Raw genomic sequence first — 19,121 nt, 5'->3', positions numbered from 1 at the left:
TTAACTTAATATTTTACAATGAGTTAATTGCGTTTTGGCTATTGCAGGTAAAGAGAAAAGATGGTATTGCGTACTTTACGCTTTGATTGCAAGGTGTTAAATTGATCACGTTTCCGACAATAAGTTTGTAAAAATAATTTTAAATAATCTTGTAATACCATGCGTTATCGGAAACAGGGGACTACTTTAGGCACTGGAACTGATATCAGGCGAAACTCTTGTATCTCTATATTGAAACGCTAAAGCAGCGACTGGATGCAATTAACCAACTTAGATTAGAGCGCGCTACGAGCTTAATGAGTGACGCTTTCAAGCAAGTTTATAGTTTAATTCCAGTATTATTACATTATCATCATTCAATGATGCCAGGTTATATCAAAAGCGACGTTCCTCATGGCGTCTGCTTTTTTATGCCTGATGAAGCACAGCAGTTTTGGATTAATGATCTGGATAGCCAGCTTACTGGTGCCCTGCCAGATGTATTGTCACATACGTCTAATGGTGAATTGCCGATTACGGGAATTTATTCCATGGGCAGTACTTCTTCTATCGGGCAAAGTTGTTCTTCTGATTTAGATATTTGGGTCTGCCATCAATCTTGGTTGGATAGTGATGAGAAAGCGTTACTGGAACAAAAATGTACCTTGATAGAACAGTGGGCGGCTTCACTGGGTACTGAGGTTACTTTTTTTCTGATTGATGAAAACCGTTTTCGGCATAATAGCTGTGGTCGTTTGAACGGTGAAGATTGCGGTTCTACCCAACATATCCTTCTGCTTGATGAATTTTATCGTACAGCGGTTTGTCTGGCTGGCAAACGCTTATTATGGGCAATGGTTCCGGTAGAAGAGGAAGCTCATTATGATGAGTACGTTCTTTCTCTCTATGCCCAGGGCGTGCTGACACCAAATGAATGGTTAGATCTGGGCGGCTTGAGCGAATTATCCGCAGAGGAATATTTTGGGGCGAGTCTCTGGCAGCTTTACAAGAGTGTGGACTCTCCTTATAAAGCTGTATTGAAAAGCCTGCTGTTGGAAGCTTATTCATGGGAGTATCCCAATGGAAAACTTCTGGCGATGGAAATGAAGCAATATTTTCATGATGGTGCGATTGTTTCGTTTGGTCTCGATGCCTATAGCATGATGCTGGAGCGTGTAACCCGCTATCTGATTGCCACGAACGACCTTGCGCGCCTTGATTTGGCGCGTCGTTGTTTTTATCTGAAGGTATGCGAGAAACTATTGGCAAGCCAGAATGATAAAGGCTGTACAGGATGGCGTCGTCAGGTTATGTCCCAGTTAGTGCGCGAATGGGGTTGGGATGACGAGAAACTGGCTATGCTGGATAAGCGTCATGCATGGAAAATTGAGCAAGTACGTGATGCCCATAATGAATTGCTTGATACCATGATGCAGAGTTATCGCAACTTAATCCGCTTTGCCCGCCGTAATAATTTAAGTGTGAGTGCCAGCCCGCAAGATATTGGCGTATTGACCCGTAAATTGTATGCGGCTTTTGAAGCATTACCCGGTAAAGTGACTTTGGTCAATCCTCAGATATCACCGGATCTGTCGGAAAAGGATTTGACTTTCATCTATGTCCCTCCGGGGCGAGTAAACCGCAGTGGTTGGTATCTTTACAACCATGCCCCCACGATTGAATCGATCATTGGTTATCAACCATTGGAATACAATCGCTATCTGAATAAATTAGTTTCCTGGACCTATTTTAATGGTCTGCTGGCTAAAGAAACTCGGCTCCATATTCATCACGGGGAATCTCAGTGTGACAGGCAAAAATTATGTGATTTGGTGGATGACATTGCCGCTCACTTCTCAATCCGTCTACCTGCCCCCACACCAAAAGCACTATATAGTCCTTGTGAAATTCGCCATTTGGCGATCATTGTCAATTTAGAACAAGATCCAACGGCTGCATTTTCTGATCAAATCGTTCGTTTTGACTTAAGGAACCTGAATGTTTTCAGTTTTGGCGAGTTGCAACAATGTCTGGTAGGTAGTATTGATTTGCTTTACCGCAATTCATGGAATGAAGTGAGAACCTTGCATTTCAGTGGTGAACAATCGGTATTGGAAGCATTAAAAACCATATTGGGAAAAATGCATCAAGATGCAGCGCCGCCATCTGATGTTGAAGTATTCTGTTATAGCAAACATTTGCGTGGGTTGATCTGCACTCGTATCCAGCAATTAGTTTCGGAGTGTATAGAATTACGCCTGTCCAGCAACCGACAAGATCCAAACCGTTTCAAGGCGTTACGCATTTCAGGGCAAACATGGGGACTATTCTTCGAACGGTTAAACGTTTCGGTGCAAAAATTGGAAAATGCAGTGGAATTCTATGGTGCGATTTCCAACACCAAATTGCATGGTCTGCCAGTCGAAGTTGATACCAAAGAAAAACACTTACCGTCTGTCATCGACGGTTTTGCCTGTGAAGGAATTATCCAGTTCTTTTTCGAAGATATTGACAGCAAACAAGGGTTCAATATTTATATTCTTGATGAATCAAATCGGGTGGAAATTTATTCCCATTGCGAAGGCAGTAAAGAAGAGTTGGTGCGAGATATCAGCCGATTTTATTCATCATCACATGATCGTTTCACTTATGGCTCTAGTTTTGTCAATTTCAACTTGCCGCAGTTCTATCAAATCGTTAAGAAAGGTGAGCGTACCCATGCCACTCCATTTATAGCGGGAGTGTACCCAGTGGATGGCATAGAAGCAAAGGATGCCAGGCTCCATATTGATGGGCACCTTGATCAAACCTGTAGGGCACATGCACGTGACCTTTACCATTCGCTTTATCACTATTGATATTATCAATAATCCTAAGCGCCTGTTTTATCAGGCGCTTATATTAGATACCTTTCATCGACTCATTGTTTTTATTTGGTTTTGATAAAAGGCGGTTTTGATAAAACATAGTCACGAAAATGGGAACGGCTCACCGCTTTGCTCAGTAATGGCTTGTGCCAGCAGGGAGAGAAAATCATGGCCACTGCGGTCACAAATCCATTGGCTATCCCGATAATCGAAATGGTAACCGCCATTTTTGGTTGCCAGCCATATCTGATGGAAAGGCTCCTGGCGGTTAATAATGATTTTGCTGCCGTTTTCAAAACTCAGCGTCATCACACCGCCATTTGTTTCATAGTCAATATCCGCATCACCTTCGTAATTATCCAGTTGCTCTTCAAGATGAAGTATCAATTGATCAGCCAATTGATGAAATTCGCTATCGTTCATGTTTATTTCCTATTTGCTTTTCAGGGTCTAGCTGCGATTATAGAGAGTATTGGCGTATGAATCACAGGCATTAATATAATGAAAAAACAACTTCGTTGGTCACTGGCTATCATAACATTACTTTCTCTGGCTGGTTGTGGCCTGAAAGGGCCTCTCTATTTTCCTCCTGCAAAAACATCTGCAACACAGGTATCTATGCACAAAATGGATAAGGTGCAGCCAGAAAAGTTGTTAAAAAACAGCTTCTTTAAAGACAATATATCGATGAATGCTTAATGATAGTGATTCGGTGATGTGATTTCTCTTGGAGTCGTATATGCAGTTCTCCAAAATGCATGGTCTTGGTAATGACTTTATGGTTGTTGATGCCGTGACCCAAAATATTTATTTTTCTCCGGAGTTAATTTGCCGTCTGGCTAACCGGAATACTGGGGTGGGTTTTGATCAACTTTTGATTGTGGAAGCGCCCTATGATCCTGACTTAGACTTTCACTACCGCATTTTTAATGCTGACGGCAGTGAAGTTTCCCAGTGTGGTAATGGGGCACGTTGTTTTGCCCGTTTTGTCCGTCTCAAGGGGTTGACCAATAAACGAGATATCAAAGTCAGCACGCGAGCGGGCCAAATGATATTGAGCATCACCAATGATGACCAGGTCTGTGTCAACATGGGAGAGCCGGATTTTGAGCCGCAGCGTATTCCCTTTCGCGCCAATAAGGCGGAGAAAACCTATATTATTCGTACTAACGAACGTACGATACTTTGTGGCGCTGTATCGATGGGAAATCCTCATTGTGTCATACAGGTTGAGGATGTGGACACTGCCGAAGTGGAAATATTGGGACCCGTATTGGAAAGCCATGAACGTTTTCCTGAACGCGCCAATATTGGTTTCATGCAGATAATAAATCGGAACCATATTCGGTTGCGTGTCTTTGAGCGCGGTGCGGGTGAGACACGGGCATGTGGCAGCGGTGCATGTGCCGCAGTAGCCGTCGGTATCCAGCAGGATCTGTTGGATAATCAGGTTCGGGTTGATCTTCCGGGTGGGATACTGCAAATTCGCTGGGATGGGCAGGGCAAACCACTTTTTATGACGGGACCTGCAACCCATGTCTATGATGGTACGATTCATTTGTGATTGATTCTGTGTTCGCTGAGTCTCTCTTGAAATATGGGGCATTGGAAAATGAGTAAAAAAGACGATCCATTGCACATTGGAAACAGGTTGGATGATCAGACAGTCGTGGATTATTTATTGAATAATCCAGATTTTTTTATCCGTAATGCCAATATGGTCGATAAGATAAGAGTTCCTCATCCAGTGCGGGAATGTGTTTCTTTAATGGAATGGCATATGAACCGCCAGAGGAAACGTATCTGTTATCTGGAAGACGATCTGAACCATTTGATAGAGCAGGCGAAACAGAATGAAGTGCTGTTCAGTAGCCTATTGCAATTACTGACAGATCTCTCTGGCGCCAAGAGTTTACAGGACTTTCTTTCCTGCTTAAGTTCATGGTCAAAAACATTGGGATTAAGTAACAGTTATATTCGGTTGTTCGGTGATCAATGGCATATTGGCGCACCACTGAATGTGCCGGAGCTGGCGATTTCCCGTCAGGCTTTTGAAGCCGTTCGCATTAAACGATTCGGTGAAAAAAATCATTATCTTGGCCGCTTGCATGGCCCAGAGATTTTATTGTTGATGCCACAGGCCCGTCATGTTGGCTCCGTGGCGATTTCCCTTTTGGGATCACGAGGGGAGTTGGGCATGGTCATTTTCAATAGTCATAATAAACAGCACTATCACGAAAGCATGGGAACTGACATTCTCGCCCATTTGGCGAAGCTGTTGCCGGATTTGTTGTCCCGTTGGATTGAACGCGCATGACTCAGCCGATTGATTTACTGTTAGCGCCCGTGGAAGACTTCTTGCACTATTTGCGGGTTGAGCGACGTTTAAGCCCTGTCACGATCACGAACTATCGACGCCATTTGGCCGTTTTGGCGGAAATGTCACGGGAGATGGGGATACGTGAGTGGCAGGAGTTAGATCCGGCTAAAGTCAAAATGTTTGCCTCCCGCAGTCGGCGGGCAGGCTTGCAGTCTGCCAGCCTTGCTTTACGCTTTTCTTCTCTGCGTAGTTTTCTTGACTGGATGGTAATGCAAAATAAGCTGGCAGCTAATCCGGCTAAAACCGTCAGTACCCCACGTAAAAAACGCCACTTACCTAAAAATATGGATGTGGATGAAGTTAACCAACTGCTCAATATTAATCTGAACGATCCGCTGTCAGTGCGTGACAGAACCATGCTGGAAGTGATGTACGGAGCGGGATTGCGTTTGTCTGAACTGGTGGGCCTGGATTGCCGCCATTTGGATTTGGAAGCTGGGGACGTTTGGGTATATGGCAAGGGCAGCAAAGAGCGTAAAGTGCCGTTCGGCCGTATGGCGCAGGAATGGCTCCGGCGTTGGCTGGAAATGCGGGAATTACTTGAACCGGAAGATAATGCGCTGTTCATTTCCACCAAAAGCGGCAAACGTCTCTCTGCCCGTAATGTACAGAAACGATTTGAACAGTGGGGGATTCGGCAAGGTGTTAGCAGCCATGTTAACCCTCATAAATTGCGTCACTCTTTTGCCACACATATTCTGGAGTCCAGCGGCGATCTGCGAGCAGTACAGGAATTACTGGGTCACGCGAATTTGTCGACCACCCAGATCTATACTCATCTGGATTTTCAGCACCTGACCAAAGTCTATGATGTGGCCCACCCCAGAGCCAAACGAGGAAAATCATAATGCGTTTTTATCGGCCTGTCGCGCCGTTTTCTGCGATGACATTCGATCTGGATGATACGCTTTACGATAATCATCCGGTCATCGATAAAACCGAAAAAGAAGTGTTGTGTTTTATCAGGCAGTACGATGCCAAATTCGGTCACTTTGGCTATGAAGATCTGCATTTATACCGCCAGGCGGTTCTTGAACGGGAACCGGAGATTTATCATGATGTGACTTCATGGCGGCGACAATCCGCAGAACTCATGTTTGCCCACCAGGGTTTCAATCATGAAGAGGCGGTATGCGGTACGAATGAAATCATGTCCTGTTTTACGTACTGGCGTAACCAAATCACGGTTCCTGAATCGACTCATAAGACGTTGTCCGTACTGGCGGAAAAAATGCCGTTAGTGGCAATTACCAATGGGAACGCTGAACCGGCTGCATGCGGGCTTGCCCGTTATTTTGAATTTGTATTGAAAGCGGGCATAGATGGGCGCGCCAAACCTTACCCTGATATGTACCAGCTCGCGGCAGAGCGGCTCAATCTGCCTATAAATCAGATCCTGCATGTGGGGGATAATCTGACTACAGATGTAGAAGGCGCACTTTGCAGTGGTATGCAAGCTTGCTGGATTAACATCGAAAATAAAAATCTGATGCAGGAACCTGAAGGACGTTTGGTTCCACATATTGAGATTTCTGATTTGGCTTCTTTGATAGCACTGATATAATTTCAGACTGAAATCTGTATAAAAATACTCACAACTGACGGTAATTATGGACGTTTCTTATCTGCTCGAAAGCCTCAATGATAAACAACGTGAAGCGGTCGCCGCATCCCGTAGTAACATGCTGGTGCTGGCTGGGGCTGGCAGTGGTAAAACGCGCGTGTTGGTACATCGGATCGCTTGGTTACTGTCAGTTGAAAATGCCTCGCCATTTTCCATTATGGCAGTCACGTTTACCAATAAAGCGGCTGCTGAGATGCGGCACCGAATCGAAAACCTGATTGGCACCAGCCAGGGCGGAATGTGGATCGGTACATTCCATGGACTTGCTCACCGCTTGCTGCGCGCTCATCACCTTGATGCAAATCTGCCGCAGGATTTTCAGATCCTTGACAGCGAAGATCAACACCGCCTCATCAAACGTATCATCAAAGCGATGAATCTGGATGAAAAACAGTGGTCTTCCCGTCAGGGGATGTGGTACATCAATGGCAAAAAAGATGAAGGATTGCGTCCACAACACATTGAAAGCTATGGCAATCCGGTAGAGGCAACTTGGCAGAAAATCTACCAGGCTTATCAGGAAGCGTGTGACCGCGCAGGGCTGGTGGATTTTGCTGAATTGTTGCTACGCGCCCATGAACTTTGGCTGAATAAGCCACAAATCCTGCAACATTATCGTGAACGCTTCACGAATATTCTGGTGGATGAATTTCAGGATACCAACAGCATTCAATACGCCTGGATTCGTCTTCTGGCTGGTGATAGCGGTAAGGTCATGATTGTCGGAGACGATGACCAGTCCATTTATGGCTGGCGTGGTGCGCAGGTAGAAAATATCCAGCGTTTCCTCAAGGATTTTCAGGGAGCGGAAACGCTCCGTCTGGAACAGAATTACCGTTCGACCAGTAATATCCTGAAAGCGGCCAATGTCCTGATTGCTCATAACAGTGATCGTTTGGGCAAGAATTTGTGGACAGAAGGCAGCGAGGGAGAGCCAATTTCGCTTTATTGCGCCTTCAATGAATTGGATGAGTCCCGTTATGTTGTCGGCCGTATCAAGCATTGGCTGGATAATGGCGGTGCACTGAAAGAGTGTGCGATCCTGTATCGCAGTAATGCCCAATCCCGCGTACTGGAAGAAGCCTTGTTGCAGGCTTCCATGCCTTACCGCATTTATGGTGGTCAGCGTTTCTTCGAACGTCAGGAAATCAAAGATGCCTTGTCTTATTTGCGTCTGGTATCAAACCGTCACGATGATGCTGCTTTTGAACGTGTGGTGAATACCCCGACGCGTGGCATTGGTGACAGAACGCTTGATGTTGTGCGCCAGGTGGCGCGGGATCAGCAAAAAACCTTGTGGGAAAGTAGTCAGGGATTGATACAGGAAAAAGTGCTGGCTGGCCGTGCGGCATCTGCGCTGCAACGCTTCATCGAATTGATTGATGCGCTGGAAACGGAAACGCAGGAGATGTCGTTGCATGTGCAGACCGATCGCATTATCCGTGATTCTGGCCTATGGGCGATGTATCAACAGGAGAAAGGCGAAAAGGCGCAAGCGCGTATCGAAAACCTTGAAGAATTGGTCACGGCAACCCGCCAATTCAGCTATCAGGATGAAGATGAAAACCTGCTGCCATTGCAAGCCTTTCTTTCCCATGCCGCACTTGAATCGGGGGAAGGTCAGGCAGATGCCTATCAGGATGCAGTGCAACTGATGACCTTGCACTCAGCGAAGGGTTTGGAATTCCCGCAAGTTTTTATTGTCGGTATGGAAGAGGGCATGTTTCCGAGTCAGATGTCCATCGAAGAAGGCGGTCGGCTGGAAGAAGAGCGTCGTCTGGCCTATGTAGGCGTTACCCGGGCGATGGCAAAACTGACGCTGACTTATGCGGAAAGCCGTCGTTTATATGGCAAGGAAGTGCATCATCGCCCATCTCGTTTTATTGGAGAATTACCGACAGAATGCGTGGCAGAAGTTCGCTTGCGGGCAACGGTATCCCGTCCGGTCAGCCACAGACGACTGGGTACGCCTGTCAGTGCCAATGACAGTGGTTATGCACTTGGACAGCGTGTACGCCATCCCAAATTTGGTGAAGGGACGATTATCAATATAGAAGGCAGTGGGGAGCATTGCCGCTTGCAAATCGCGTTTCAGGGCGAAGGCATTAAGTGGTTGGTGGCCGCTTATGCCCGACTCGAAACAGGCCAATAATCCGGTTGAATGTTGACAGACTTTTTCTTCTAAGCGTAACATTTGCGCCTTACGATAAGCGTAGGGAGTATAAGGAGACTTATGGTACATGCTGAACGCATTTAAATTAGAGAATAATCGCCTGCTCCGTCTTGAACTTGAAGAAGGTGATAAGTTATCTGATTCCATGTGGGTAGATTTAGTGGGGCTGGGGGATGATGATCGCCTCCGCGTCCAGAATGAGCTAGGACAAGCCCTGGCGACCCGCACCGAGTTGGATGACATCGAGGCATCAGCCCGTTTTTTTGAAGATGAAGATGGTATGCACGTCCATTCATTCTTCTACTTTGAAGATGCCGAAGACCATGCTGGCAACTCGACAGTCGCATTTACCATCCGTGACGGTCGTCTCTACACATTGCGAGAGCGTGAACTCCCTGCATTTCGATTATACCGAATGCGTGCCCGTAACCAGACGATGGTTGATGGAAATGCCTATGAACTGTTGATGGACTTGTTCGAAACCAAAATCGAACAATTGGCTGATGTCATTGAAAACATCTATAGTGCGCTTGAATCTCTGAGTCGGGTCATTATGAAAGGCAAACAGGGCGATGAGTTTGATTCTGCTTTGTCTAACCTTGCTGAACAGGAAGATATTGGCTGGAAAGTCCGTTTGTGTCTGATGGATAGCCAGCGTGCGCTGAACTTCCTTGTGCGCCGTGCCCGCTTGCCAGCCAATCAGTTGGAACAGGCTCGTGAAATACTGCGGGATATTGAATCCTTGCTGCCGCACAACGAATCCCTGTTCCAGAAAGTGAACTTCTTGATGCAGGCGGCGATGGGCTTTATCAACATCGAACAAAGCCGAATTATCAAGATTTTCTCGGTGGTTTCGGTGGTATTCCTGCCACCAACATTAGTCGCGTCCAGCTACGGTATGAACTTCGAATTTATGCCGGAGCTGCATTGGACATTCGGCTATCCTGCGGCGATTGGATTGATGATAGCAGCGGGCCTGGCCCCTTATCTCTACTTCAAACGCAAAAATTGGCTGTAATCATCTCACCAGCTATCTGTCTCCAGTTACATGGTTATCTATGTTTCTGGAGGAGGGATGTCGTGATACTGCAAGTTGAAATCGATTTAATTTATGAAGAAACTGACCCGAATTTTCGCTAATACCTTGGGTCAGTTTAGACATTTTATCGATACGGGTGCTTGTTGGAGGAAGTTGGCTACTGCCGTAAACGACGTTGCGTATAGAGCGCATCCAGTATAAACAAAATCAGGGCAGCCCAGATAAAGCCAAACGTCATCAAACGATCGGGACCAATTTCCTCGCCATAAACTAGCGTTGCCAACAAGAACATCAATGTCGGGCCAAGATACTGGAAGAAGCCCAGCGTAGATAAACGCAGATGCGTAGCGGCTGCGGTGAAGAGCAGCAGTGGCACCGTCGTAATAATACCGGCAGCAATCAACATAAGGTTCAAAGAGTACGTATTATCCAACATATTACTTGTTGGACTATGGGTGAAAAACAGCAGGTAAATTAGGGCGACAGGGAATACCCAGCTTGTCTCAATCAACATCCCCGTCTGTGCATCAATCCCCAATTTTTTGCGGATCAGCCCATAGACAGCAAACGTCGTCGCTAAGTACAAACCAATCACCGGTACAGAACCGAACTGCCATAGCTGGATCAATACACCGGTAAAGGCCAATCCTACGGCAACCCACTGCATACGGCGAAAACGTTCACCAAGAAATATCATACCAAACAGCACATTAACCAGTGGGCTAATAAAATACCCCAGACTCGCTTCCAGCAAGTGCCCATTATTGACTGCCCAGATATAGGTAAGCCAGTTACTGGTAATAGTGAAGGCAGTGATACCTAGTAATAGCAGTATCTTTGGCTGGCGAACAACAGCCCAAGTCTGGCGCCAGTGACGAGTCACTGTCAGCAACAGTACCATAAAAAAAACTGACCATATAACACGGTGTGATACGATTTCATCGGGGGGCACATATTGTATGGCTTTGAAGTAAATGGGCGCAAATCCCCAAATAAGACAAGCCCCCAAGGCATACAAGATACCTTTGGCAGTCTGTTGGTTACTCATAATATCCTTGAATATTTAGAAAATGTTCAGAAAATCAGAAGAGCTGGTTAAGGTGATAGCTCATAGACCTATACAATTTGTCATTGGGATGAATGATTTACAAGTAGTTAATCGCATGAATAATAAATTAAATTTTCCACTTAGCCAAATAGCACTTTATGCTAAATTATTAATTCCTTCATTTATTTTAAGTTTGTATTCTGGGCATGAGTGGGGTATTCGTTTTAGGTATTAGGGTTTGAAAACATCAACCAACCAAATAAGTTCCCGTGGCACTAGCGATATGCACTTGTTTTTCATTATGCAATTCAATTCTGGCGACAGAAACTTTATTGCCTGCGCGGATAAGATTGCAACTGGCAGTAAATACTTCACCACGTCCTGGGCGCAGATAATCCACGCGCAAATCAATAGTGCCTAATGTGGTTAGACGTTTTTGGATCTCGGCGATGGTCATTGTTTCAATGGATGTTAATGCATTGCCAGCACAAACCAGCCCTCCAGCAACATCTAATATGGAAGCAATAGCACCACCGTGTAGAATTTTATGGATCATATTACCTACCAATTTTTCTTGGTAACAAAATTGCAGTTCTGCGTAGTCTTGCTCGAAGCGGAGCAGTTCGAGACCCAACAGGCGGTTGAATGGCATACGATAAACAAAGATTTCACCGATAAATTTACGGGCTTCTTCTGGCGTTAAGAGGGTGTCTACTGGCTGAGTATTTTCCATGGTGATTTTCCTGATAATCTGATAATAAAAAGTAAAATTAACGGGTGCTAAATGAATTTATATAGTTAATTTCTTGTTAAGTCTATGCTTTCATTATCGTCTTTGCCAGTCTGTGAAGCGCTTCGAGAAACAATTCAGGGGGGGAAAAAACGGACTACAAAAAATAACCATATAGCGTGTAGAATAAACGGTAATTTTTTATATACAGGCGATCGGATCGCTACTGTATTTTTATAGCCTGTTTTCAGGCTTTTTCAGGGATTAGTATCTAACGATCGAGGAAAGGCGTGTCTACCGCAGAACTTATCAGCACGGCCTCGCTGGCTGAACAAGCATTACGAAAAACATTCGGATACCAGCAATTTCGTCCGGGGCAGCAGCAAGTGATTGACGCCGTTCTTGACGGACGCGACTGTCTGGTGGTTATGCCAACGGGAGGCGGTAAGTCACTGTGCTACCAGATCCCCGCATTGGTTAAAAATGGGCTGACTCTGGTTGTGTCTCCACTCATTTCATTGATGAAAGACCAAGTTGATCAGCTGCGTGCGAATGGCGTTGAAGCGGAATGCCTGAACTCAACTCAAAATCGTGAACAGCAATTTGATATCATTCAACGTTGTCGTAAGGGAAGTATTAAACTGCTCTATATCGCGCCTGAACGGCTGGTAACGGATAACTTTCTTGACCAGCTCCGCGACTGGCCGCCTGTTTTATTGGCTGTCGATGAAGCTCATTGTATTTCTCAATGGGGGCATGATTTTCGCCCAGAATATCGAGCATTAGGGCAACTCCGTCGTCGTTTCCCCGAGCTTCCAGTGATTGCACTAACCGCTACAGCAGATAAAGCGACCCGTCAGGATATCGTACGTTTATTGGAGTTGCATGAGCCGATTATCCATATCAGCAGCTTTGATCGTCCCAATATTCGCTATACTTTAGTTGAAAAATACAAACCGCTTGATCAGCTTTGGTCATTTGTCCGAGGCCAGCAGGGAAAAAGTGGCATTATCTATTGCAATAGCCGTAATAAAGTGGAAGAAACCGCAGTGCGTCTGCAAAAGCGGGGGTTAAGTGTTGCGCCTTACCATGCGGGGCTGGAAAACAGTCAACGGGCATGGGTACAAGATGCCTTCCAGCGAGATGATTTGCAGATCGTAGTAGCAACGGTTGCATTTGGTATGGGAATTAACAAACCTAATGTGCGCTTTGTTGTGCACTTTGATATTCCCCGTAATATCGAATCTTATTATCAGGAAACAGGCCGGGCTGGGCGAGATGGCTTACCGGCGGAAGCCGTGCTGTTTTACGATCCTGCGGATATGGTATGGCTGCGTCGCTGTTTAGAGGAAAAACCTACTGGTGAACAACAGGATATTGAGCGGCATAAACTCAATGCTATGGGCGCATTTGCACAGGCGCAGACCTGCCGTCGCTTGGTATTGTTGAATTATTTCGGGGAAAGCCGCCAAACAGCTTGTGGCAACTGTGATATTTGCCTTGATCCTCCCAAACGTTACGACGGTCTGGTCGAAGCACAGAAAGCGCTGTCCTGCATCTATCGCGTTGGACAACGTTTTGGGATTGGCTATATTGTAGAAGTGCTACGTGGTGCGAATAATCAACGCATTAGAGATTTTGGGCACGACAAGCTGCCTGTTTATGGCATGGGTAAAGAGCAGAGTCAGGAACATTGGATGAGCGTTTTGCGTCAGCTTATTCACCTGGGGCTTATCAGCCAAAACATTGCCAACTATTCTGCGCTGCAATTGACAGAGGCTGCACGGCCTGTATTACGTGGCGAAGTGTCTCTGCAACTTGCCGTACCACGTATCCAAAACTTGAAAAGCCGCAATCAGCAAAACAAATCATACAGTGGCAATTATGATCGCAAATTATTTGCTAAGTTACGCAAATTGCGTAAATCCATTGCTGATGAAAACAATATTCCACCCTTTGTTGTTTTCAATGATGTCACGTTAATTGAGATGGCAGAGCAGTGCCCAATAACGCCAGATGAACTTTTGCTGATTAATGGCGTTGGTCAGCGGAAATTAGAGCGTTTTGGTGATGCATTTATGACCTTAATCCGAGAGCATTTTGAAGAATTCGAGTAACTGAAAGATTTGAATAACTAAAGGACAGTGAACTGAGGATAACGCATGGTATCTGAGATATTGAAAGCCAGCTGGTTAAACCGTGAACCTCAGTTCTCAGCCTTTACGAATGGACTATTACTGGATTTTTGGCAAACAAGGGAAGAACGGCAATTTGTAGGAGTTGATGATATTTCCATCCATTATGTCTCCTTTTGTTCCTTCCATCATGACAAAACACTCGTCGTTTTGCCTGGCCGTAGTGAAAGTTACGTGAAATATACTGAAGTTGCCTATGATTTTTATCATCTGGGTTACGATGTTTTCATTATTGATCATCGTGGGCAAGGCCGTTCAGGGAGAATGTTAGACGATCGACAAAAAGGCCATGTTGAAGAATTCGATCATTATGTGGATGACTTAGTTAAATTTATTGAGCTTGAAGTAGCACCTCGTCAGTCTCATCGCTGTTATGCTCTGGCCCATTCAATGGGGGGCGCAATTTTGAGCCGTTTTCTGGTGCGTTACCAGGAACCGATTTTTCGTGCTGTGGCGTTATGTGCGCCGATGTTTGGTATTAACTTACCCATGCCGCGCTGGTTGGCGAATTTTCTGGTTAATCAGGCGGAACCCAGTATCAAAAGACGTAACGCCTATGCCCTGTCAACGGGGCAATGGCAGCCATTACCCTATTTTATCAATCTATTAACGCACAGTTATGCGCGTTATCAGCGTTATTTGCGTTACTATGCTGATTATCCTGAATTGCGCCTTGGGGGGCCGACTTACCATTGGATGCGTGAAAGTATGCTGATGGGCGATAATCTGATTGAAAATGCGGGCAAAATTCAAACTCCACTCATCGTATTACAAGCAAGTGAAGATAAGATAGTCAGTCATCGGGAGTTATTGGCTTTTTGTGCATCGCACCAAAATCCCCTGATTATCCAGGGGGCTCATCACGAAATCCTGTTCGAAAAAGATGTATTGCGAGCGCAGGGCCTCAATGCAATTTGTGATTTTTTTGACCAGAACTGATTTAGTTTAGGAACTATAACCATGTATCATATTGTTGCTTCAGATTTAGATGGCACTTTGTTATCTCCCGACCATAAATTAACCCCGTATACCAAGGAAACGTTGAACTTATTGACGGAACAAGGGATTCATTTTGTTTTTGCAACAGGGCGGCATCATATTGATGTGGGACAGATCCGTGATGGATTAGGCATTGATGCTTATATGATCACTTCCAACGGTGCAAGGGTTCACAATCCCCAGGATGAATTGGTATTTAGCCATAACTTAGATCCGGATATTGCCCATGATTTGTGTTTATTGGAGTTTGATAATCCAGATATCCTGACTAATTATTTCAATAACGATGATTGGCTAATAAATAGAGAATCACCTGAACAGAAAGCGTTTTTTCAGGAGTCCGTTTTCCATTACCAACTTTTTCAGCGCGATAATTTTTCCACGGATGGCGTATGCAAGGTTTATTACACCAGTGAAGATCATGATTATTTGGTGGATTTGGAAGAGAGGATTAAAGCGCGTTGGGGGGAAAGGGTTAATGTCAGTTTTTCACTGAGGAATTGTTTGGAAGTGATGGCTGGTGGTGTTTCTAAAGGTCATGCATTGGAGCAAGTTTGCCAATTGATCGGGTATCAATTAAATGACTGCATTGCTTTTGGCGATGGTATGAACGATCGAGAAATGTTAAGTGCGGCCGGTAAAGGCTGTATCATGCAGGGAGCGCATCAGCGCTTAAAAGATATTTTGCCTGATATGGAAGTCATTGGTTCCAACGCGGAGGATGCCGTTTCTTGTTATTTACGGAAAATGTATCAGGTGTGAAGCTAATAATTTAAATCATGGCTTAAAAAACAGCATCCGGCGTGATGCTGTTTTTTTATCGTGTTAGGTATTTTTCCTATAACATGTCCAATTTTTTGAATCGCAGTGTGTCAGCCCATCGATAAAATGGCTAAAACTGCCATTGAAATATTAAGAATATGGAATAGGACAGCTCAAGCGCGGGAGTTTGAACTCGAATTACAGATTAGTGAATCTTGTGGATGTAGCTATAGTTTATAGTAACATAATTGCTCTTATTTTTCGGATAGATTTATGCATAACTTTGATATGAGTTAAAGAGGTTTATATTGTTCCTGTTTCTAATTTTACATTTGGAAGTATTTTTTAATTCATTATCTAATAATGACATGAATAAGGAGCCATCTATCAACGAATCATGAATTGTGGACATAAAAAGATAAATGAGTATAGAATCTATCATCCTTTATAGTTTGCCTATTTTTATTTTATATCATTTAATTTAAACAAAGTGACATTATGAATTGGTATTTTAGTGTTTTAAAGAATTATGCTGAATTTTCTGGCCGTGCCCGTCGTAAAGAATATTGGATGTTCCAGTTATTGAACATTATTGTAGCCTTTGTTCTTTTAGTATTGGGTTCAGCAATTAATGATACTGCCGGTATTGCATTGTTGGGGATTTATATCATTGTTACTTTTATTCCAAATCTTGCTGTAACAATACGCCGACTGCATGATATTAACTGTTCTGGATGGTGGATTTTATTTACCTTTGTTCCTGTAGCCAGCATTCTTGTATTCGTTTTTACTCTGTTGAAAGGTACTCAGGGTAATAATGAATACGGTCCTGATCCAAGAAGAATGTCTTAATATCGGAAAATATATCCCTGATCATTTTAAATTACTGTCTATAAATCGGTGAATTGAAATGTTAACTATTTAGTTTGCCATGTAAGATGAAATGCCACTTATTACTTGTGTGGCGTTTTTTTTGATAGTTACTTTACTGAATAATTAATTCAGTGGATTATATTTATCTCTTTGAATGACGGGTTTTTATGCGTTTTATTGCTTAAATGATTTGGTCTTATAAAAAATAATTTTCTCCTTTACTTAATGTAAGTGTTTTTAATATAGTTTCTTGGAATATTAATATAAGGAGTATTATTTATGAGTAAATTGCGTCTCGCCTACTACAACTTATCTCCAGAGTTACTGCAAGGTTTTCGTGCGGTAAAAGAAGGTCTGGAAAATAGTCCGTTAGGTTTGCAACTGGTTGAATTGATCTATTTGCGTGTATCTCAAATCAATGGTTGTTCTTTCTGCTTAAATAAACACTCGCAAGTTTTGCGCGAAAATCAAGAGGCAGAACGTCGGTTAGCTGAATTAGCCGGTTGGCGAGTGAGTAGTCAGTTTACTCCCCGTGAAAAAGCGGCGTTGGAATGGGCCGAGGCATTGACTCACGTTGTGACCACACACGCAGACGATTATGCTTATTTACCCTTAAAAGATCATTTCACAGATCAGGAAATTTCTGATTTGACTTTTGCGATTGTGCTTATGAATGGGATGAATCGATTGGCAATCGGTATGCGCCATTAATGTTATTTGATTTCATCATCGTTGCTTTGAGCTAATTAAAAGGAAATATTTTCTTCTGGAAGTTGGGATTACGGTCCCTCCTTTTAAAAGAAAATCTTATCCAAATCAAAAATCATAGATATTAGGTATAATGGACTGATATATCCTGGCGTTATTTAATTCTCTTGCTGTATCTCGGGCACGCCTCCAATAAGACCGCCTAGACGGTCTCATTTAACATGAAATGGCGATTACACAAAATCTTAAACAACGTCACGTTTATTTCCAAATGCAGTCTTTTTTTTCTGCGTCATAAGCCTCCACATTCTCCTCAAAATCTACTTGTTTCCCTTTTTTACTTATATATGTGAAACCATAAACTCTTGCTACAAAGGGTTTAGTTCGTCGCCAATGGCCTAAGGGAACCGCTTTTAGCCCACTGACGGGGTAAGGTATCAGCGATATGGAATTGAGGCTGAATATGACACCAAGAAAGATTTTAAATGGGCTGACGCCAATGGAAGCCTATATCGGGTCGCATGTTGCACTTATTGCGTTAATCCAGCTATAGGTCACTACCCGCTTTCCGGACGGATAAGAGTGACAAGCAGTTAATCCAAATATCATGCTTGAGCAAAGTAACAATGCTAATATTTTCTTAGTTATTTTTGCTCCAATTGTGTTCATAAAACGTTCACGTTCTCGCCCTCGCTCTGGATTGGTCTCAAGTTCCAACATCAGAAATCATGCCAACTTCTGATGTTGAGGCGATTTCAAAATGGCCGTTTTACCATTCTCCATAGGGGTATTTTTTCCCTTTGATAAAGGATTTTATTTCCTCAGAATATTCACTATATCCATCGGGGTGTTTTGTCTTATTCTGGCATACAGTCATTTCATCACCAGAAACTGACTCTCCTATAGCAATCAAAATATTATTGCCATCGTTTTTATCATAACCCCGTAACCAAGCCTTAGCAGTTCCACCAGGAGCTAGGCCAATAAATAAGGTATCTCGATAGAATACACGATTTTTAACTGAGTGCCCGGCAGAAGGCTTTCTCATCAGTTTTCGGACATCTGGTGTAAAAATAAATTTTGTTTGGTAGGTTTTTTTATCAATCACCGAATCCCAGCAAACTAATAATGACTGAGGTAAGGCTTCACCATGATTTTTAATTCCGCTAGCCCCCCCTCCTAACTTCTTACTCCATGAATTCACACTTCTAAAATCTGAATCTGCTCCATCAGGCATAAATTTTTTGCACAATATAATTATCTTCATCCAAAAATTGAACAAAACTAATACTGGCATAAAAATATTCTGGGGTAATAAATTGGAATCTCCATTTATCATAAGGCAGTGGTTCACTGTTGCGTACAATGGGTTTGTAATTCACGACACGATTTTCTGAGTACCCAAACGCTTTAGCAAGTTCATTAATGTATATATAAGCAAATCCACCTAATATCAGCAGAATATGCCCTATCATAATCAATAAAATTAATGCTTTTTTTCTCATTTTGAGATGTCCTTTCCATTGTTATCAAAAATAGTTCTGCGCCAATCACGATTAGGACGGTTCGCATAAGCAATTTCTGCCGGATAAATATCACCTTTGATTTTATTATCTTTTGTTTTCACATTATTCCAATGTGCTGAAAAATGGGTATATTTAGACCATATCAATGTAAGTTCCTCCAAAGTAAAAGATTCAGGTTTTTGACCTTGCCTGATAGCCTTTCCCTGAGTGATGGCTCT

19 protein-coding genes are annotated in these 19,121 nt (G+C 43.6%); 13 read left to right on the top strand and 6 right to left on the bottom strand.

Features of this window, described 5'->3' with window-relative positions:
* Window positions 1-218 precede the first annotated feature (218 nt).
* Window positions 219-2,837 carry a class I adenylate cyclase gene (locus AAY47_RS00570; protein WP_047766309.1) on the top strand — a complete coding sequence of 873 codons (2,619 nt, stop codon included), beginning with the start codon at window positions 219-221 and terminating at the stop codon, window positions 2,835-2,837.
* A gap of 111 nt (window positions 2,838-2,948) precedes the next feature.
* Here the strand turns inward: AAY47_RS00570 and cyaY are convergent, their stop codons facing one another.
* Window positions 2,949-3,269, bottom strand: a complete 321-nt coding sequence (gene cyaY / locus AAY47_RS00565; protein WP_047766308.1) for an iron donor protein CyaY — start codon at window positions 3,267-3,269, stop codon at window positions 2,949-2,951.
* A gap of 78 nt (window positions 3,270-3,347) precedes the next feature.
* On the opposite strand from cyaY, the gene lptM reads away from it, so the two are divergent.
* The 7 genes from lptM to corA all read left to right on the top strand — a co-directional run bounded on the left by lptM (window position 3,348) and on the right by corA (window position 10,041).
* Entirely contained in the window at window positions 3,348-3,545 is a 198-nt protein-coding gene (lptM, locus tag AAY47_RS00560; protein ID WP_047766307.1) for an LPS translocon maturation chaperone LptM, read from the top strand.
* A gap of 40 nt (window positions 3,546-3,585) precedes the next feature.
* On the top strand, window positions 3,586-4,410 hold the full coding sequence (dapF, locus tag AAY47_RS00555) for a diaminopimelate epimerase (RefSeq protein ID WP_047766306.1): 825 nt from the start codon (window positions 3,586-3,588) through the stop codon (window positions 4,408-4,410).
* A 48-nt stretch (window positions 4,411-4,458) separates the two neighbouring features.
* Window positions 4,459-5,163: a DUF484 domain-containing protein gene (locus tag AAY47_RS00550; protein WP_047766305.1), complete on the top strand. Its 705-nt coding sequence runs from the start codon at window positions 4,459-4,461 to the stop codon at window positions 5,161-5,163.
* Complete coding sequence (xerC, locus tag AAY47_RS00545) at window positions 5,160-6,074, top strand: tyrosine recombinase XerC (RefSeq protein ID WP_047766304.1); 915 nt, start codon at window positions 5,160-5,162, stop codon at window positions 6,072-6,074. Before AAY47_RS00550 ends, xerC begins: the two co-directional genes overlap by 4 nt.
* Entirely contained in the window at window positions 6,074-6,790 is a 717-nt protein-coding gene (gene yigB / locus AAY47_RS00540; protein WP_047766303.1) for a 5-amino-6-(5-phospho-D-ribitylamino)uracil phosphatase YigB, read from the top strand. Before xerC ends, yigB begins: the two co-directional genes overlap by 1 nt.
* Before the next feature lie 46 nt (window positions 6,791-6,836).
* Window positions 6,837-9,002: a DNA helicase II gene (gene uvrD / locus AAY47_RS00535; RefSeq protein WP_047766302.1), complete on the top strand. Its 2,166-nt coding sequence runs from the start codon at window positions 6,837-6,839 to the stop codon at window positions 9,000-9,002.
* 88 nt (window positions 9,003-9,090) lie between these two features.
* The gene (gene corA, locus AAY47_RS00530; protein ID WP_047766301.1) at window positions 9,091-10,041 is read left to right on the top strand and encodes a magnesium/cobalt transporter CorA; all 951 of its coding nucleotides are present in this window, start codon (window positions 9,091-9,093) and stop codon (window positions 10,039-10,041) included.
* A 178-nt stretch (window positions 10,042-10,219) separates the two neighbouring features.
* On the opposite strand, the gene rarD is transcribed toward corA, so the two are convergent.
* Complete coding sequence (rarD, locus tag AAY47_RS00525) at window positions 10,220-11,110, bottom strand: EamA family transporter RarD (RefSeq protein WP_047766300.1); 891 nt, start codon at window positions 11,108-11,110, stop codon at window positions 10,220-10,222.
* A 247-nt stretch (window positions 11,111-11,357) separates the two neighbouring features.
* A complete protein-coding gene (locus AAY47_RS00520) occupies window positions 11,358-11,843 on the bottom strand; it encodes a thioesterase family protein (RefSeq protein ID WP_047766299.1) in 486 nt (161 codons plus the stop codon).
* A 287-nt stretch (window positions 11,844-12,130) separates the two neighbouring features.
* On the opposite strand from AAY47_RS00520, the gene recQ reads away from it, so the two are divergent.
* The 5 genes from recQ (at window position 12,131) to AAY47_RS00495 (ending at window position 17,380) form a co-directional block, all read left to right on the top strand.
* Window positions 12,131-13,957, top strand: a complete 1,827-nt coding sequence (gene recQ / locus AAY47_RS00515) for an ATP-dependent DNA helicase RecQ (protein ID WP_047766298.1) — start codon at window positions 12,131-12,133, stop codon at window positions 13,955-13,957.
* Between the two features lie 45 nt (window positions 13,958-14,002).
* Window positions 14,003-14,974: a lysophospholipase L2 gene (gene pldB / locus AAY47_RS00510; RefSeq protein WP_047766297.1), complete on the top strand. Its 972-nt coding sequence runs from the start codon at window positions 14,003-14,005 to the stop codon at window positions 14,972-14,974.
* 21 nt (window positions 14,975-14,995) lie between these two features.
* On the top strand, window positions 14,996-15,796 hold the full coding sequence (gene yigL, locus AAY47_RS00505; RefSeq protein WP_047766296.1) for a sugar/pyridoxal phosphate phosphatase YigL: 801 nt from the start codon (window positions 14,996-14,998) through the stop codon (window positions 15,794-15,796).
* Window positions 15,797-16,294: 498 nt separating this feature from the next.
* On the top strand, window positions 16,295-16,648 hold the full coding sequence (locus AAY47_RS00500; RefSeq protein WP_047766295.1) for a DUF805 domain-containing protein: 354 nt from the start codon (window positions 16,295-16,297) through the stop codon (window positions 16,646-16,648).
* Between the two features lie 300 nt (window positions 16,649-16,948).
* Entirely contained in the window at window positions 16,949-17,380 is a 432-nt protein-coding gene (locus tag AAY47_RS00495; protein WP_047766294.1) for a carboxymuconolactone decarboxylase family protein, read from the top strand.
* A 766-nt stretch (window positions 17,381-18,146) separates the two neighbouring features.
* Here the strand turns inward: AAY47_RS00495 and AAY47_RS20230 are convergent.
* From AAY47_RS20230 to AAY47_RS22515, 3 genes are read right to left on the bottom strand one after another with little or no spacing between them, the layout of a single operon-like run.
* The gene (locus AAY47_RS20230; protein WP_072059715.1) at window positions 18,147-18,614 is read right to left on the bottom strand and encodes a DUF2931 family protein; all 468 of its coding nucleotides are present in this window, start codon (window positions 18,612-18,614) and stop codon (window positions 18,147-18,149) included.
* The gene (locus AAY47_RS00485) at window positions 18,607-18,882 is read right to left on the bottom strand and encodes a DUF2931 family protein (RefSeq protein ID WP_047766293.1); all 276 of its coding nucleotides are present in this window, start codon (window positions 18,880-18,882) and stop codon (window positions 18,607-18,609) included. Before AAY47_RS00485 ends, AAY47_RS20230 begins: the two co-directional genes overlap by 8 nt.
* Window positions 18,879-19,049 (bottom strand): hypothetical protein, encoded by a 171-nt coding sequence (locus tag AAY47_RS22515; RefSeq protein ID WP_161803404.1) that lies wholly within the window; start codon window positions 19,047-19,049, stop codon window positions 18,879-18,881. Before AAY47_RS22515 ends, AAY47_RS00485 begins: the two co-directional genes overlap by 4 nt.
* Window positions 19,050-19,121 lie beyond the last annotated feature (72 nt).

It is taken from the genome of Xenorhabdus griffiniae (genome assembly GCF_001028135.1).
Classification (GTDB): Bacteria; Pseudomonadota; Gammaproteobacteria; order Enterobacterales; family Enterobacteriaceae; genus Xenorhabdus; species Xenorhabdus bakwenae.
This window is presented reverse-complemented; position numbering and strand designations above follow the sequence as displayed.

Bases quoted from the DNA above. Each gene is read 5' to 3' on its own strand.
- cyaY (WP_047766308.1), bottom strand. From the start codon at position 3,269: ATGAACGATAGCGAATTTCATCAATTGGCTGATCAATTGATACTTCAT.
- lptM (WP_047766307.1), top strand. From the start codon at position 3,348: ATGAAAAAACAACTTCGTTGGTCACTGGCTATCATAACATTACTTTCT.
- dapF (WP_047766306.1), top strand. From the start codon at position 3,586: ATGCAGTTCTCCAAAATGCATGGTCTTGGTAATGACTTTATGGTTGTT.
- AAY47_RS00550 (WP_047766305.1), top strand. From the start codon at position 4,459: ATGAGTAAAAAAGACGATCCATTGCACATTGGAAACAGGTTGGATGAT.
- xerC (WP_047766304.1), top strand. From the start codon at position 5,160: ATGACTCAGCCGATTGATTTACTGTTAGCGCCCGTGGAAGACTTCTTG.
- yigB (WP_047766303.1), top strand. From the start codon at position 6,074: ATGCGTTTTTATCGGCCTGTCGCGCCGTTTTCTGCGATGACATTCGAT.
- uvrD (WP_047766302.1), top strand. From the start codon at position 6,837: ATGGACGTTTCTTATCTGCTCGAAAGCCTCAATGATAAACAACGTGAA.
- corA (WP_047766301.1), top strand. From the start codon at position 9,091: ATGCTGAACGCATTTAAATTAGAGAATAATCGCCTGCTCCGTCTTGAA.
- rarD (WP_047766300.1), bottom strand. From the start codon at position 11,110: ATGAGTAACCAACAGACTGCCAAAGGTATCTTGTATGCCTTGGGGGCT.
- AAY47_RS00520 (WP_047766299.1), bottom strand. From the start codon at position 11,843: ATGGAAAATACTCAGCCAGTAGACACCCTCTTAACGCCAGAAGAAGCC.
- pldB (WP_047766297.1), top strand. From the start codon at position 14,003: ATGGTATCTGAGATATTGAAAGCCAGCTGGTTAAACCGTGAACCTCAG.
- yigL (WP_047766296.1), top strand. From the start codon at position 14,996: ATGTATCATATTGTTGCTTCAGATTTAGATGGCACTTTGTTATCTCCC.
- AAY47_RS00500 (WP_047766295.1), top strand. From the start codon at position 16,295: ATGAATTGGTATTTTAGTGTTTTAAAGAATTATGCTGAATTTTCTGGC.
- AAY47_RS00495 (WP_047766294.1), top strand. From the start codon at position 16,949: ATGAGTAAATTGCGTCTCGCCTACTACAACTTATCTCCAGAGTTACTG.
- AAY47_RS20230 (WP_072059715.1), bottom strand. From the start codon at position 18,614: ATGCCTGATGGAGCAGATTCAGATTTTAGAAGTGTGAATTCATGGAGT.
- AAY47_RS00485 (WP_047766293.1), bottom strand. From the start codon at position 18,882: ATGAGAAAAAAAGCATTAATTTTATTGATTATGATAGGGCATATTCTG.